The organism is Curvibacter delicatus NBRC 14919 (genome assembly GCF_001592265.1).
Lineage (GTDB): Bacteria > Pseudomonadota > Gammaproteobacteria > Burkholderiales > Burkholderiaceae_C > Hylemonella > Hylemonella delicata.
The window spans coordinates 83480-98399 of the sequence record NZ_BCWP01000011.1 but is presented as its reverse complement, the minus strand read 5'-3'; the positions used below and the strand labels follow the sequence as shown (position 1 = coordinate 98399).

At 62.6% G+C, this 14920-nt stretch carries 12 protein-coding genes; 7 read left to right on the top strand and 5 right to left on the bottom strand.

The features are described 5' to 3' along the window. The coding region (locus CDE01S_RS07410) for a two-partner secretion domain-containing protein (protein WP_157077067.1) at positions 1 to 1808 on the bottom strand (1808 nt) is incomplete at its 3' end. A gap of 2 nt (positions 1809 to 1810) precedes the next feature. Continuing rightward, positions 1811 to 3544 carry a ShlB/FhaC/HecB family hemolysin secretion/activation protein gene (locus CDE01S_RS07405; RefSeq protein ID WP_157077066.1) on the bottom strand — a complete coding sequence of 578 codons (1734 nt, stop codon included), beginning with the start codon at positions 3542 to 3544 and terminating at the stop codon, positions 1811 to 1813. A gap of 365 nt (positions 3545 to 3909) precedes the next feature. Here CDE01S_RS07405 and CDE01S_RS07400 point away from each other — a divergent pair, with 365 nt between their 5' ends. The 7 genes from CDE01S_RS07400 to CDE01S_RS18460 all read left to right on the top strand — a co-directional run bounded on the left by CDE01S_RS07400 (position 3910) and on the right by CDE01S_RS18460 (position 10203). Then, a complete protein-coding gene (locus tag CDE01S_RS07400; RefSeq protein WP_066705470.1) occupies positions 3910 to 5295 on the top strand; it encodes an aminopeptidase P N-terminal domain-containing protein in 1386 nt (461 codons plus the stop codon). 10 nt (positions 5296 to 5305) lie between these two features. After that, a complete protein-coding gene (locus tag CDE01S_RS07395; RefSeq protein WP_066705483.1) occupies positions 5306 to 6130 on the top strand; it encodes a phosphate/phosphite/phosphonate ABC transporter substrate-binding protein in 825 nt (274 codons plus the stop codon). Positions 6131 to 6274: 144 nt separating this feature from the next. Then, positions 6275 to 6520, top strand: a complete 246-nt coding sequence (locus CDE01S_RS07390) for a DUF2061 domain-containing protein (protein ID WP_174525454.1) — start codon at positions 6275 to 6277, stop codon at positions 6518 to 6520. 181 nt (positions 6521 to 6701) lie between these two features. Next, entirely contained in the window at positions 6702 to 9011 is a 2310-nt protein-coding gene (locus CDE01S_RS07385; protein WP_066705466.1) for an NADP-dependent malic enzyme, read from the top strand. A 157-nt stretch (positions 9012 to 9168) separates the two neighbouring features. Next, entirely contained in the window at positions 9169 to 9561 is a 393-nt protein-coding gene (locus tag CDE01S_RS18150) for a guanyl-specific ribonuclease (RefSeq protein WP_084382797.1), read from the top strand. Between the two features lie 37 nt (positions 9562 to 9598). Beyond that, on the top strand, positions 9599 to 10000 hold the full coding sequence (locus tag CDE01S_RS07380; protein ID WP_066705464.1) for a barstar family protein: 402 nt from the start codon (positions 9599 to 9601) through the stop codon (positions 9998 to 10000). 56 nt (positions 10001 to 10056) lie between these two features. Then, complete coding sequence (locus CDE01S_RS18460; protein ID WP_157077065.1) at positions 10057 to 10203, top strand: hypothetical protein; 147 nt, start codon at positions 10057 to 10059, stop codon at positions 10201 to 10203. A gap of 121 nt (positions 10204 to 10324) precedes the next feature. Here the strand turns inward: CDE01S_RS18460 and rsmA are convergent, their stop codons facing one another. Genes rsmA through CDE01S_RS07365 form a run of 3 tightly spaced genes read right to left on the bottom strand, consistent with a single transcriptional unit; the run spans position 10325 to position 14894 of the window. Next, positions 10325 to 11089 (bottom strand): 16S rRNA (adenine(1518)-N(6)/adenine(1519)-N(6))-dimethyltransferase RsmA, encoded by a 765-nt coding sequence (gene rsmA, locus CDE01S_RS07375; RefSeq protein ID WP_066705461.1) that lies wholly within the window; start codon positions 11087 to 11089, stop codon positions 10325 to 10327. 40 nt (positions 11090 to 11129) lie between these two features. Next, positions 11130 to 12503: a peptidylprolyl isomerase gene (locus CDE01S_RS07370; RefSeq protein WP_066705457.1), complete on the bottom strand. Its 1374-nt coding sequence runs from the start codon at positions 12501 to 12503 to the stop codon at positions 11130 to 11132. Positions 12504 to 12509: 6 nt separating this feature from the next. Continuing rightward, positions 12510 to 14894, bottom strand: coding sequence for an LPS-assembly protein LptD (locus CDE01S_RS07365; protein ID WP_084382796.1), 2385 nt, complete (start codon positions 14892 to 14894; stop codon positions 12510 to 12512). Between the last annotated feature and the right edge of the window lie 26 nt (positions 14895 to 14920).

The following is a 14920-nucleotide window of genomic DNA, read 5'->3' as shown; positions in this document are numbered from 1 at the left end:
ACCAGATTCACCGCGTTGCTGGCGGTGATCTGCACGTTGCCGGCATTCGCATTACCCGCACCGGTGGTGACCAGCGTACCGGCGGAGGTGCTGGTGACGCTGGCGCCCGACAGCGTGATGCCGCCGGCCTGTGCCGTCACGGCAGCACCGAGGGCCAGCGTGCCCGCGCCGCTGGCGTCGGCATCCGCCTTCAGGTTGATGGCGCCAGTACCGGCCGTCGTCAAGGCGGCATTGATGTTGATGTTGTTGTTGGCCTCGAAGCTGACGCTTTTGCCGGCGGTCGCGGTAAACGCATTGCTGAGCGTGATGTCGTTGGTGGCCTGCAGCGTGATGTTGCCGGCCACGGCGTTCAGGGTGGCGACCGAGACCGTCTGCGTGCTGCCCGCTTGGGCGGCAAAAGTGCTGACATCGGCATAGGTGGCCGCCCCGGCGCTGCTGACGACGATGTTCAGCGGGTCGAGCAGCAAGGTGCCGGCCTGGCCCTGCGCGGCACTCAGGTCGGCCGCGCCCTCGAAGGCCAGCGACTGCTTGCCCGAGACTTCGACGAAACCGCCGTTGCCGCCCTCGGCGCCACCGCTGGCCTTGACCGTGCCATAGAAGCCGGTGGCCTGGTCCGACCAGACCACCACCTTGCCGCCATTGCCCGTGCTCGTGGCACTGGCGTCGATGACGGCATCGGGCGCCACCAGCGTCAGCGTGGCGTTCTGCTCCGACCCCCGACCCTGGTAGTTGCCGCCCACCAGCACGGTGCCGCCACCGGCCTGGCCGCTGGCGTCGATGCGGGCGCCGCTGTCCAACAGTACCGTGTCACCCAGCACCTGGATGGTGCCGCCTTGCTGATCCGGTGCCGTGCCGCTGGCATCCAGCGTGCCGGCCACGCGGGTGACGCCGCTGGCGCCACCGCTGAGGACGATGAGACCGTTGCGTTCAGTGGCCGACGTGGCCCGGATCACACCGCTGTGGTTCACCACTGTAGCCAGGGCGTCGCCCAGGGCGCTGGCCGCCATCACCACTTGGCCGCCCTCGGCCACGATCACGCCGCTGTTGGATGCGGCGGCCTTGACGGCTGCCGCGTCGACGGAGAACTTCACCAGCCCGCTGCCCGACGGGTCGAGCGTGATGCGCGAGCCGGCGCCCAAGGCGACCGAGCCCGCATGGGCCGTGATGCTGCCGGTGTTGCTCACCTGTGTGCCCAGCAACGCCACATAACCACCGCGTGCGGCCTGCAGACTGCCATGGTTGACCACGCTGCCCGCGCCGCTGCCACTGAAGACGTAACGGCCAGCAGAAAAATCTTCGTTGCTGATGGCCAGGCTGGAGGCCACCAGCCCGCCCACATTGACCTGCGCCGTCGGTGCAAACATCACGCCGGCGGGGTTGATCAGGAACACCTGGCCGTTGGCAGTGAGCGAGCCATAGATCGCCGTCGGATCCTGGCCGATGATGCGGTTGAGCGCCACAGCGGCGCTGTTCGGCTGTGCGAACTGGACCGACTGCCCGGCCCCGATGTTGAAGCTCTGCCAGTTCAGGATGGCCTTCTGGCTGCCCTGCGTAATCACCATGGACTGGGCATTCGGCGTGCTGGCGCTGGCTTGGCCGGAGACCACCTCCATGCCGTTGGGCAGCGCCAGGCTCTGGCCGGCATAAGGACTCAGCAGGGCCAGCAGCAGGCGCGGCAACCAACGCCCGGTGCGAATGCGGTAGGTGGCTGTCAGCCTGCGCGACAGCCGCACCACCACCGAGCGAACCGTGGTCGCTCGTCGCTGCTTCGTCGTCGAAGTCTGCCGGGTTGTTGCCATCGTCATCATGCCTAGAGCCACTTCTGAGCCGTCACCCAGACGCGCGGCGTCTGGTCGGCGTCGCCGGTGGTCGGCGCCGCCTGGGTGGTGCGCCAAGCCAGGTGGGCGCTGACGCGGAACTTGTTGCTGCGACCGGCCAGCACGCCGATGCCGGCAGCGCCCAGCACCTGAAGATTGCTGGCCGTTGACAGGCCGGCAGGATCCTGATGAAACTGGATGACGCCATGGTCGTAAAACAGCACCAGGCTGAGTGGTGCGCCGGCCAGCGCCACTGTGGCTGGCAGCTGATGCCGGTATTCCAGGTTGATGAGCGTGCCGCTGTCACCCACACCTTCACCGACCGGGTAACCACGCACACCGTTGGGCCCGCCGAGCGACATTTTTTCGGCCGAAGCCAGGTTCTTGCCGGCCTGTTGGCTCTGCAAATTCAAGTGCAGGCTCACCTCGCGGCTTAGGTAATCAATGCGCTGGTATTCCAGGTTGAGCTTGTCAAAGCTGCCACTGGCGCGCTCACCACCACTGCCTTGGTCGATGGCCTGCGTGCCGGCATCCATGCCCAGACGACCGGCCGTCCAGGTCAGCGCATAACTGTTGAAACTGCTGCTGCCGATCAGCGCGCCGACATGGTTACCCAACAGACCCAGTCGCGTCGCCACGATCTGTCGCTCGCTGTTGTTGTAGGGTGTGTTGACCAGGTCCTCAAAGCGTTTGTGTTCCAGCCCGATGACGCCGTAAACATTGTGCTGTCGTGCCCGTACCAAGGGATGAGTCAGCGACAGTCCGGTGATGTCGGCCTTGCCGCTGGCACCTAGCGCCGCAAACTGCCGTCCGAGTGCATAGCTGGTGTGTGCCGCGTTGACAGCCAGTCGCGTCCCGGCGGCGCCCACAGGCACCATGTAACCCAGGCGGTAAAGCTGACTGTTGCCGGCCTCCCCCTGCTGCAGACGCGCATTGAACACATCACCGCGCCCGAGGGCGTTGCTGACATTGAGGTCAACATGCAGCTGCGTGGCGGCCACCGAGCCGGAACCGTGGTTGTTGGCGCCGACGACGGCATCTACCTGCGTGCCGAGGGAACGCACCGTCACCGTCACATCCGCCTCACCCAGCTTCTCACCCGGTTCGACGCTGGCGCTGGCCTCCATGCCCGCCAGGTCACGCAGCAGCAGTACCGGTTTGTCCAGCAGGTACTCGGTGATCAGCATGCCCGGACGCAGGTTGTGCGCAAGCACCCGCCGGGCGTAGGACGCCGAGCCTTGCGTCTCGTCCAGCTGGACCCGCACCCGGCCAACCCGGGCCTCGATCACGGCAAAGGTCACCTCGCCACCGTTGGCCTGCAGCGCCTGCTCAGGCAGGTAGACCTCGGTCAGCAGATAACCTTGCTCGCGGTAGTACTTGCCGAGCCGGTTGGCCAGCTCATTCAGCCCTGTGAACGTGGTGGGCTGTCCCATGGCATCTGTCAGCAGGCCTGCCAGATGGGCTTGGTCGAAGACGGTGTTGCCGACAAAACGGAAGGCCCGCGGCGTGATTCGCAGCGGCACCGCCGCGAGCGGTGCCGACGGAAGCGGCGGCAGGACGATCGCAGGCGAGCCCGGCGCCGGCAACTGGGGCAGCTGGCTTTGTGGCTCCTGCAGGGAGCCAGCATCCGGCCTTGGCGCTTGCTGCGCCAAAGCTTCTGCCCTTCCCAACATGATCAGCGCAAGCAGCATGCCGCGCCGCAACAACGACGAACCCGTGTACTTCAAACCGGCCTTATGGTGTTTTTGATGCCAGTGTTTTGACTTGTAGGCATCAAAATGGCATATGGGCGCCTTGATGACGCCACGTATCCGCTTCCCCTGACCCCCGAATTGTCCGCTTTTCCTTGCAGATCATGGAGGTTTTGCTATCAACTTGTGAGCTATTCACAACGTGTTTGAAGCAAGTCAAATCTTAATGGGGTCATTTTTGCACTTGATCTCATATTTACCAATTTAAGATCACTGCCGACCCAATGCGCAAACGGCGAAGACTCGCCTGTTTGTTGCCATGAAGTCACTTCGGCCCGCAGGCGCCATCAATTGTGGACAATCATCATCCACCGACTTCTTTTCCTGATCGCGCGAACACCATGTCCTCGCCCCCATACCTGCAGCGCCGCCGGCAGCTTGCCAGCCAGCTCGGCCCTGATGCCGTGGCCATCGTGCCCACAGCGTCCGAACACCTGCGCAACCGCGACAGCGAGTTCCTGTTCCGCTTCGACAGCTACTTCCATTACCTGAGCGGTTTTGGCGAACCCAATGCCTGGCTGGTCATCACCAGCGACGGCCATACCACGCTGTTCTGCCAGCCGAAAGACCTGGAGCGCGAGATCTGGGACGGCATCCGCCTCGGCCCCGAGGCCGCGCCGGTAGCGCTTGGCGTGGACGCGGCCTTTGCCGTGACGGAGCTGGAGCAGCGCCTGCCGAAACTGCTGGAGAACAAGGCCACGGTCTGGTACCCGTTCGCAACCCACCAGGGGCTGGAGGGTCGCATCGACGGCTGGTTGAAATCGGTGCGCGCGCGTGCGCGCTTTGGCGCACAGTGCCCCGACACCCAGCGCGACCTGTGCAGCCTTCTGGACGAAATGCGCCTGATCAAGGATGCCCATGAGCAGGCCACCATGCGCCGTGCCGCGCAGATCAGCGCCGGCGCGCACATCCGCGCCATGCAGCTGTCGGCGCGCATGCTGCGCCAAGGCGAGGATGTGCGCGAGTACCACCTCGACGCCGAGCTGCTGCACGAGTTCCGCCGCCACGGTTCGCAGTATCCGGCCTATGGCTCCATCGTCGCCGCGGGCGCCAATGCCTGCGTGCTGCATTACCGCGCCGACGACGCGCCGATCCGCGACGGCGAGCTGGTACTGATTGACGCCGGCTGCGAACTCGACGGCTACGCCAGCGACATCACGCGCACTTTTCCGGCCAACGGCAAGTTCAGCGGACCGCAGCGCGCGCTGTATGACCTGGTGCTGGCGTCCCAGAACGCCGCGACGGCAGCCACCAAGCCGGGCGCCCGCTTCACCGACCCGCACGAGGCGGCCGTCAAGGTGCTGACGCAAGGCATGCTGGACCTCGGCCTGCTCGACAGGAACCAGGTCGGCACGCTGGATGACGCAATCCACCACCGCCACTACTTCGCCCACTACATGCACCGCACCAGCCATTGGCTGGGCATGGATGTGCACGACTGTGGCAGCTATGTCGAACCCTCCGAGCTCGGCGAGGTGAGCTCGCGGCACGATCCGCTCTCGGGCGAGGTCATCCAGAACCGCCCCAGCCGCATCCTGCGGCCCGGCATGGTGCTGACCCTGGAGCCCGGCCTTTATGTGCGACCGAGCGACCATATCCCCCGCGAGTTCTGGAACATCGGCATCCGCATCGAGGACGACGCCATCGTCACCGGCAACGGCTGTGAACTCATCTCACGCGATGTACCGGTCGATGCCGACGACATTGAAGCCCTGATGCGCCACTGACATGAAGCCCATGCCCTACCTCTCCTCCCTTCGCGCCTTGTGGTTCACCGCCTGCCTGCTGCTTGGCAGCCAGGTCCACGCGCAAGCCCCGCTGGTGATGGCCATCAGCGAGGGCACCTCCGGCGGCCTCGATCACGCCCAGGTCATTGCCAAGTACCAGGGCCTGGCCAATGTGATTGGCGGCGCGCTCAAGCTCAAGGTCAACGTGGTGTTCGCGCGCGAGTTTTCTTCCCTGGAGTCCGGGATGAAAAGCGGTCGTTTCGACTTCGTGATGGCTCGGCCGAGCGACTATCCGGCGCGGGCCATGCGCGACGATGGCTACAGTTATGTCGCTAGTGCCAAGCCGGACGGGCATTGCCTGATCATTGTGCCCAAGAACTCCGCCATCACCCAGCTCAACATGGCCCACGGCAAACGCTTTGCCATGCCGGAGCAGGTCTCTTACATGTCCCGTTTCTGTCGTGCCGAGCTGCGGGACCGGGGCTTCGACATGGCGCGCGAAAAAGTCCAGTACGTGCGTGAACAGGCAGCGGTCGGCTTCTACCTGGAGAACCAGTTCGCCGATGTCGGCGCCATTGCCTCCTATTCCGGCCTGGCCAAGAAGATGGAGAAAGACGGCTTTCGCCTGCTGCACAAGAGCGTGGCTCAGCCTTATTTCCCCTTGGTGGCCAACCGCACCATTCGCCCGGAGCAGATCAAGGCCATCCAAAAGGAGCTGTTGGCCCTGTCCTCCAGCGCCGAGGGCGAGGAGATTCTCAAACGCATCGGTATCGACAGTTTTGATACCGGGGCGCTGCAAAGCATGGCCGAACTCCTGAAATGGCTTGAGAAATAGCCAGGCGGCTTCGCCAAGGTATTCCCCCGCGCGCAGCACACCCAGAGCGGCACCTATCTGCCCGTTTGACAAAAGCAATTGGCTTTTTTGATAGTTAAAAACTACCATTGATCCCGTTCACATTGCTTTCGAATGAGGTTCATCATGGCCAACTTTGCCCTCGCCAACCTGGCAACGCTCAAGAAAACGGCAAGCTATTACGTCGTCCACATCACGGTGGCGGCTGTCGTGGCCTATTCGATCACCGGCGACCTGCTCATGGCGTTCACGCTGAGCCTGCTGGAGCCCACTGTGCAAGCCGTGGCGTTCTTCTGCCACGAAAAAGCCTGGGAACGCTGGGGCAGCAACAGGCCAAGGCCTCAAGCCGCAGCGGCATCTGGGTTGATGTGAGCCCGGCTCGCCCGCCTTGGGTTCATTCGTGCGTAAAAGTAAAAGGCGAGCGACCCGTTTGCACGGATTGCCTGCGTCGACCCGACACTTTCGAGGTCTACAATGCCAAGCCTTACAGAAGCTGACGGATTGGCTCACGGTTTGCTTTTTCCGCCAACCTGGTTGCAGCAGGAGACGATGCATGTCCAACACGACCCCGAAGTCGAACGATAAACGTGATGAGTTGCGCCGCGCCGCACTCGAGTACCACGAGTTCCCCACCCCCGGCAAGATTGCCATCGCGGCCACCAAGCAGCTGGTCAACCAGCATGACCTGGCCCTGGCCTATTCACCCGGTGTTGCCGCGCCCTGCGAGGAAATCACCCGGGATCCGGGCGCAGCCTTCAAGTACACCAGCCGTGGCAACCTGGTTGCCGTGATCACCAACGGCACCGCCGTGCTGGGCCTGGGCGACATCGGCCCGCTGGCTGCCAAGCCGGTGATGGAGGGCAAGGGCGTCCTGTTCAAGAAGTTCGCCGGCATCGATGTCTTCGACATCGAGATCAATGAGAAACAGGACCTGGACAAGCTGGTCGACATCATTGCCTCGCTGGAACCCACCTTCGGCGGCATCAACCTGGAAGACATCAAGGCGCCGGACTGCTTCTACATTGAGCGCAAGCTGCGCGAGCGCATGAAGATTCCGGTCTTCCACGACGATCAGCATGGCACCGCCATCGTGGTGGCGGCCGGCCTGCTCAACGGCCTGAAGGTCGTTGGCAAGGACCTGAAGAAGGTCAAGCTGGTCACCTCCGGCGCCGGCGCCGCTGCACTGGCCTGCCTGGGCCTGCTGGTCAAGCTGGGCATGCCGCGCGAAAACATCTTCGTCACCGACCTGGCCGGCGTGGTCTATGAAGGCCGCACCGAACTGATGGACGATGACAAGCGCCAGTTTGCCCAGAAGACGGAGGCACGCAAGCTGGCCGAGGTCATCGAGGGCGCCGACATCTTCCTCGGCCTGTCCGCCGGCGGCGTGCTCAAGGCCGACATGGTCAAGAAGATGGCGGCCAAGCCGATCATCTTCGCGCTGGCCAATCCGAACCCGGAAATTTCGCCGGAAGACGTCAAGGCGGTGCGTGATGACGCCATCATGGCCACCGGCCGGACCGACTACCCGAACCAGGTCAACAACGTCCTGTGTTTCCCCTATATCTTCCGCGGTGCACTGGATGCGGGCGCGTCCACCATCACTGATGAGATGGAAATTGCCGCCGTGAAGGCCATGGCCGAACTGGCACAGGCCGAACAAAGCGACGTGGTGGCGGCGGCTTATGCCGGGGAAAAGCTGGCTTTCGGTCCGGAGTACCTGATCCCGAAACCGTTCGACCCGCGCCTGATGATCATGATCGCACCGGCCGTGGCCCAGGCCGCCGCGGACAGTGGCGTGGCACAGCGTCCGATCAAGGACATGGACGCCTACCGCGAAAAACTGCAGAGTTTTGTCTACGCGTCCGGCACGATGATGAAGCCGATCTTCACCGCGGCCAAAAAAGCCACCAAGAAGCGCGTGGCCTATGCCGAGGGCGAAGAGGAACGCGTGCTGCGCGCTGCCCAGATCGTGGTCGACGAGAACCTGGCGCGCCCGACCTTGATCGGCCGCCCCGCCATCATTGCCCAGCGCATCGAGAAGTTCGGCCTGCGCCTGAAAGAGGGCCAGGACTATGACGTGGTGAATGTCGAGCAGGATCACCGCTACCGCGATTTCTGGCAGACCTACCATCGCCTGACCGAGCGCAAGGGCGTGACCATCCCGATCGCCAAGATCGAGATGCGCCGCCGCCTGTCGCTGATCGGCGCCATGCTGCTGCACAAAGGCGATGTGGATGGCCTGATCTGCGGCACCTGGGGCACCAACCCGATGCACCTGAACTACATCGATCAGGTGATCGGCAAGCGCGCCGGTGTCCATACCTACGCCTGCATGAACGGGCTGCTGCTGCCGGACCACCAGCTGTTCATCGTCGATACCCACGTCAACTACGACCCCACCGCCGAACAGCTGGCGGAGATCACCATCATGGCGGCCGAAGAAATGATGCGTTTCGGCATGCGCCCGAAGGCGGCGCTGCTGAGCCACTCGAACTTCGGCAGCAGCAACCAGCCCAGCGCGGTCAAGATGCGGCAGACGTTGGACCTGCTGCGCATCCAGGCCCCCTGGCTGGAAGCCGATGGCGAAATGCACGGCGACGTCGCTCTGGATGAGGTTGCACGGGCCGCGCTCATGCCCAACAGCCCCCTGGCCGGCAAGGCCAATCTGCTGGTCATGCCAAACATTGACGCCGCCAATATTGCCTACAACCTGCTCAAGACCGGTGCCGGCGGCAACATTGCCATCGGCCCGGTGTTGCTGGGTGCGGCCAAGCCGGTGCACATCCTGACGGCCAGCACCACGGTGCGTCGCATCGTGAACATGACCGCCCTGACGGTGGCCGACGCCAACGCCGCCCGTTGACCGTAAAAGGGCTAGTTGGCACCAACTAGCCCCTCTTTTTCATTTGTAAGAGGCTGCTCAAAACTTGAGCAGCCTCTTGCTTTTTGGAGCCCGATCTGCGACACTTACCGTCTTGAACTTTTCGGGTTTACCCGAAAGTAATGACAGGCTTTATTTCATGGCGCATAGCACAGGCTTCAAGTTAGTACTTACTGGCTTTTTGCTTGCGGCAGCTTTGGGGGGCCATCTAGCGCAAGCCAAAGGCCCCGCAACAGCTGATGCAGCCGTGACGGTGGCGCTGGCGGAATTACCCCGCCAGGGTGTGGAAACCTACCACCTGATTCATCAGGGGGGACCGTTTCCATACGAGAAGGATGGCTCCGTTTTTGGTAACCGTGAGCGCTTGCTACCAGCCAGCAAACGCGGCTATTACCGGGAATACACCGTCCCGACGAGGGGCTCGCGCGATCGGGGGATCCAACGGATTGTGTGCGGCGGCGCACCCAGGACACCTGATGCCTGTTATTACACGGCCGATCACTATGCGAGTTTTCGCCGGATCGTGCCGTAGTCAGAAGATTTGTGTTTTTCAAGAAAGTGACGCGGGGATGGAAACACCACTTCGTACTGTTAGAACCAACATCGTCCAGTCGATCCGGGCCTTCCGGGTCCAGGATTTGCAGGAAGCCGCCCAGGCCCTGGGCCACCACTTCCTCTATGCCAACTTGGCAAACGCCCAGTCCAAGCAGGACGTTCTCGACCTGATTGCCCAGCAGTTCATGCTGGCTGTCAATGTCGGCAAAAACTTCGATGCCCTGTACGACTGTATGACGGACCCGCTGCACAAGTCGGGCCCGCAGCCGGGCTTCATTGCCGTGCTGGAGCACATTCCGGCGAACGCCAAGTTCGACAAGGAAGCGCGCGAGCAGCTGCTCGACATCTTCCGCGACGCGGCCGATTACTGGAGCGACCGGAAGATTCCATTCAGGTGCTTCTATTCTTTTCTGTAGCCCGTTCTGCACAAACCAGCCAAGCAGAACGGGCGAACGAGGCTAACGCAGAAGGCGTGAAAAACGAAACCGTGGCCCCGGGCATTGACCTGGGTGAAGAGGGCGGCGAAAAAATGCCGACCGACAAACTGCTGGACGTATCGCCTTTGGCGTTGCGCATGAGCAGTCCCTTCAACGCGGGTTACTGGCTCGCGGCAGCGTAACAAGCTCCCCCTGAGCCGCGCCTACGGCGCGTCACCCCCCCAAGGGGGCGGTGCTGGCGGACCGGCAGAGCCGGATCCGCGGCGCCCCCGATTTAAGCCACTGCCAGCGCAGTGGCTTTTTTCATGCTGGCACGGTTTGCGCCAGGGCCACGTACTCGGCTACCGGCACTTCCTCGGCGCGGCGTTGCAGGTCGAAATTGCCGCTTTGGCCTTTCTCCTCCAACCAGCGGCCTAGTGTGTGACGCAGCAGCTTGCGGCGCTGGCTGAAAGCCACTTGCACGATCTCTTCCAGCCGCCGCACGTCCAGTTGCGGCGGCTCGGCGTAGGGCACCATGCGCACCACGGCACTGTCCACACGTGGCGGCGGATCAAAACTCTCCGGCGGTACGAACAGCACGTTCTCCATGGCATAGCGCCATTGCAGCATCACGCTGAGACGACCGTAGTCGGATGTCGCCGGCGCCGCCACCATGCGGTCAATCACTTCCTTTTGTAACATGAAGTGCTGGTCTTCCACCGCTGCCACATGGTCGAGCAGATGGAACAGGATGGGCGTGGAAATGTTGTAGGGCAGGTTGCCGACCACGCGCAGTTTCGCCGTGCCGTGCGCCTGGGCCAGTTGCGTGAAATCAACACGCAACACATCGGACTCGACCACGTCAAGCTGGGCGTGGGCACGCAGGCGCGCCGCCAGATCACGATCAAGCTCGATCACGATCAGGCGCCCCAGTCGCTCGACCAGCGGCTGCGTCAATGCCGCCAGGCCCGGACCAATCTCGACCATCACCTGGCCGGGACGCGGATCGATGGCACGCACAATGCCGTCGATGATGGCACCGTCGGACAGGAAGTGCTGCCCGAAACGTTTACGGGGAATATGTTTCATTGCAACGAGAACAAGGCCATGCCAGGCATAGAAGCCATGCTCACTGGGGTGGCTCGCGCATTTCGACGTAGGCACGTGCACGGATGTCGCGAACCCAGTTCTCGTAGGCTTCACCGAGTTTCTTCTCACGCAGCATGTTGCGGACCATTTCGCGTTGCTCGCGTTCGCTCAAGGTCGTGTTGCGCCGTTCCATCAACTGGATCAGGTGCACGCCGAAACGGGAAATCAAGGGCTCGCTGATCTGGCCAGGCGCCAACCGGTTCATGACCGCTTCAAACTCGGGTACAAACTGGCCCGGATAGGCCCAACCCAGGTCGCCACCCTGCTCCGCGCTGCCATCCTGGGAATTTTCGCGTGCCAGCGTAGCGAAATCGGTCTGCCCGGTCTGGATGCGACGGCGGAAATCATTGAGCTTGTCGCGCGCAGCCGCCTCACTCAGCTGTGCGCCCGGGCGCAGCAGGATATGGCGCGCCCGGCTTTGGGTGATCACCATCGGCGGCAAACCGGCATTGCGCTTCTCCACCAGCTTGAGAATGTGAAAGCCAGCGCCGGAACGCACCAGCCCCGAGATACCGCCGACCGCCAACGATCGTGTGGCATCCAGAAACAGCGGGGGGTAACGGTCTGCCGGTCGCAGACCGAGCTGGCCACCGTTCGTGCGATCGGCCGCATCGGACAGTTCACGCGCCAGTGTCCCGAAATCCTCACCGGCACGTGCCCGCTCCAGCGCCCGCTGAGCCTTGGCCTGCAAAGCCGCCACCTGGGTTTCGCTGGCGTTATCGGGCACCGCCACCAGCAGTTGCGCGATATTGATCAACTGATTCGCCGGCGCATTGCTGTTGGCCTGTTGCTCTTGCAGATACTGCTCCACCTCCAGATCGCTGACCCGCACCCGGGGTTCAACCTCACGTTCACGCAAACGAGTGAGCAGAAGCTGGTTGCGCAACTGGTCGCGAAACTGCTTGGGATCGATGCCGTCCTGGGCAATACGACGGCGCAGCTCCTCCACGCTCAGCTGATTTTGCAGTGCCACACTCTGCTCGGCCTGATCGACCGACGGCTCATCGACCTTGATGCCCGACTCACGCGCCAGCTGCAGCTGCGCTTTCTCGTTGATCAGACGTTCCAGCACCTGACGCGTGAGTTCCCGTGTGTCGGGCGGCACCTGGCGTTGCTGTGCATACTGCTGCTGCACACGCTGGACCTCGACTGCCACATCATGGTTGGTGATGGGTTCAGAGTTGACCACCGTGACAATGAAGTCAGCTTGACGGATGGCGCCCTGGGCTGCAGCAGGTACGGCACTCACCGTTGGCGCCGGTCGTGCAGCTGGCCGCAGCGCCTGCGCCTGAACCGGCAGGGCGGCGAAAATCAACAGACAGGCCGCACTCAGGGCCGAGACTCGAAGAATCATGATGGGTCAATCGTAATTGCTGAAACGGCTGGGGGAGCCGATCTGCTCACGCAGATTCTGGTACCGGGGAATATTTCTCACCAGTGTGGACATGGGGTCGATACCCACCCGGGAAAAACCGACGAACTCCAGTTGGAACATGATGCGTTCGTTGGTAGTCACCAGGCCTGTTTGCAGTCGTTCCAACACAATGCGCCCGAGCCAGCAGCCACCATCGTACTCAAAACCGACGATGGAATCGACCAGTTTCTTGTCCTGCTGGCTGTAGTTCAACCGGCCAACGCTGTACCAGCGGCCAGGTCCCTGGCCTTGGCCCTTGCCAAGATCCTGCCCTTTGTCACCCCAGAGATTGTTGAGCGGCCATTGCCAGCCGACATCGATCAGTTCGCTGACATCGCGCTGAAAGCGATAGGCCATGTTGAGCACGCGGTAGTTGCCGGGATGGTAACGCGCGCCAATTGTGGAGCGGATCGACTTCTCGCTGCTGGGGTTGTACTGAACGGTCGAATCAAACAGCCAGCGCTGATCCCAGTTAAAACCCGCCCCCAGCAGGATATCGCTCAGGCGCTCCTTGGCCGGTGTCCCGCCAGGCAAGGTGACAATCTGATCCGCGAAACGATAGCGCTGAGCAATGCCGAAACGTGCCGTTTCAGCGCCCGTTTCCGGATCCAGCAGACGCGTGGTGACGCCGGCGGTGAGCAGGTTGTTGTCCGAGATGCGATCATGGCCCACAAACGCGTTCTCGGTATAGATGCTGGCAAAGTTGAAGTCGTTGGCACCCGAATCGTAGTTGGGCAGGTAGCTCTGATCCACATAGGGCGTGTTCACATAGAACAGACGCGGCTCAAGGGTTTGGCGGAAAGCGCGCCCGAGGTAGCTGGCATCACGCTCGAACACCAAACCGCTGTCAAGGCTGAACGTCGGCACTGTGCGCGTGGCGGTGCTAGCCCCCGAGGTCAACATCGTGTCGAATTTATAAGAGGTCGAATGCAGTTGCAGCTTGGGGGTGATGAACCCCGCCGCACTGAGCCACGGCCGGCTGATCTGGCCCAGCAACACGGTACGCTGGCTGTTGGGTTGCCCGGTGAGTCGCCGGTCCGCCTCGAAAGCGGTGTAGTCACCGTCCAGAGAGACCTCGAAACCACCCGCATCCAGTTGCGCGTAACGCGCCGCCAGTTGCGGCAACCGATCATACGGTGGCGTAATCGGTGAGTCGGGGTCTTGCAACGTCTGCCACTTAAGCGTACGCAGAGTAGTACTGAAAAATCCGCGGCTCCAGCCGAGCGTGACATCATTGGGCAGCAACCGCTGCGTCAGCGACGTTGCCGCACGTGGAAAGTCACGCCAGTAGTTGTCGTCACTGACGCGATTCAGATTCAGGTTGATGCCGACACCGCCAATCAATGGAAGACCTAAGCCACCGGTGTGTGTGTAGGAATATCCCCAACGGTCGCTGTCGCGCAGTTTGTCACCTGGTAAGTAGTCAACACGCAGGCGCCCAGTGTAGGCAGGCTCCAGATAACGGAATTCACCCCCCATGTTGATGCCGCGCTTCAGCATGACCGTGGGATAGAGCGTCGCATCGCGGTTCGGCGCGATGTTCCAGTAATACGGTACCGTGAGCTCCGTGCCGCTGGTGCTGTCCACCCCATAAATAGGGGCCAGGAAGCCGGACTTGCGTTTCTCGCTCAGAGAAAAACTGACCGAAGGCACGGACAGGAATGTGACGCCTTTGAAGCTCAGTTTTGCATCTTCGGCTTCACCGACCTCTTCCTCGTTGTCGATGCGCAGCGTTGCAGCCCGCATCAGCCAGTCCGGCATCCAACTCGGTCCGGGCTTGCGCTGACAGGTCGTAAAGGTGGCATTCCGGATCACGGCCCGGCTTTCGTCCAGAAAGTCGGCGCGCTCCGCCTGACCATGCCCGCCGTTGCCCAGAAATTGGTAATCCGGCTGCGTAAAGAACCCTTCGAAGGCATCGACCTTGAGCTCCATCTGCGGGCCCTCGAACACACTGCCCCCGCGGTTGATGCGCACATTGCCGCGGGCCTTGGCCCGATCGTCGGGCTGGTAATACTCCAGCCGGTCGGCCCGGATCACGGTATCGCCGCGCCGCAGCTCCACGCGGCCTTCGGCGGTCATGTCCAGGTCCGGGCGGCCGCTCAGAAGGTCACTGAAGAGAAAGGTCGGCAAGCTGCTGCGCTGGGCCGACGGAATCTGCTCCTGCAGCCGGGGACTGCTGCGCAACTGGATGGACTCGTTCTGGGCAGGTGCCGTCTCCTGCGCCTGCACCAGGCCGGCCTGCAGCAAAGCCGCCGCCAGCAAGGCCAGCGGCGGCAACATGGTGCGGGGACCGGAGGTGGAGCAGGGCGCCCTGAGATTCAAATCACGCATCGGTCAACGTATCGGTGCATCGGGCG

What these genes read in the sequence shown, in the direction of transcription:
- CDE01S_RS07400 (WP_066705470.1), top strand. Translation starts at nt 3,910, where the DNA reads ATGTCCTCGCCCCCATACCTGCAGCGCCGCCGGCAGCTTGCCAGCCAG.
- CDE01S_RS07395 (WP_066705483.1), top strand. Translation starts at nt 5,306, where the DNA reads ATGCCCTACCTCTCCTCCCTTCGCGCCTTGTGGTTCACCGCCTGCCTG.
- CDE01S_RS07390 (WP_174525454.1), top strand. Translation starts at nt 6,275, where the DNA reads ATGGCCAACTTTGCCCTCGCCAACCTGGCAACGCTCAAGAAAACGGCA.
- CDE01S_RS07385 (WP_066705466.1), top strand. Translation starts at nt 6,702, where the DNA reads ATGTCCAACACGACCCCGAAGTCGAACGATAAACGTGATGAGTTGCGC.
- CDE01S_RS18150 (WP_084382797.1), top strand. Translation starts at nt 9,169, where the DNA reads ATGGCGCATAGCACAGGCTTCAAGTTAGTACTTACTGGCTTTTTGCTT.
- CDE01S_RS07380 (WP_066705464.1), top strand. Translation starts at nt 9,599, where the DNA reads ATGGAAACACCACTTCGTACTGTTAGAACCAACATCGTCCAGTCGATC.
- rsmA (WP_066705461.1), bottom strand. Translation starts at nt 11,089, where the DNA reads ATGAAACATATTCCCCGTAAACGTTTCGGGCAGCACTTCCTGTCCGAC.
- CDE01S_RS07370 (WP_066705457.1), bottom strand. Translation starts at nt 12,503, where the DNA reads ATGATTCTTCGAGTCTCGGCCCTGAGTGCGGCCTGTCTGTTGATTTTC.
- CDE01S_RS07365 (WP_084382796.1), bottom strand. Translation starts at nt 14,894, where the DNA reads ATGCGTGATTTGAATCTCAGGGCGCCCTGCTCCACCTCCGGTCCCCGC.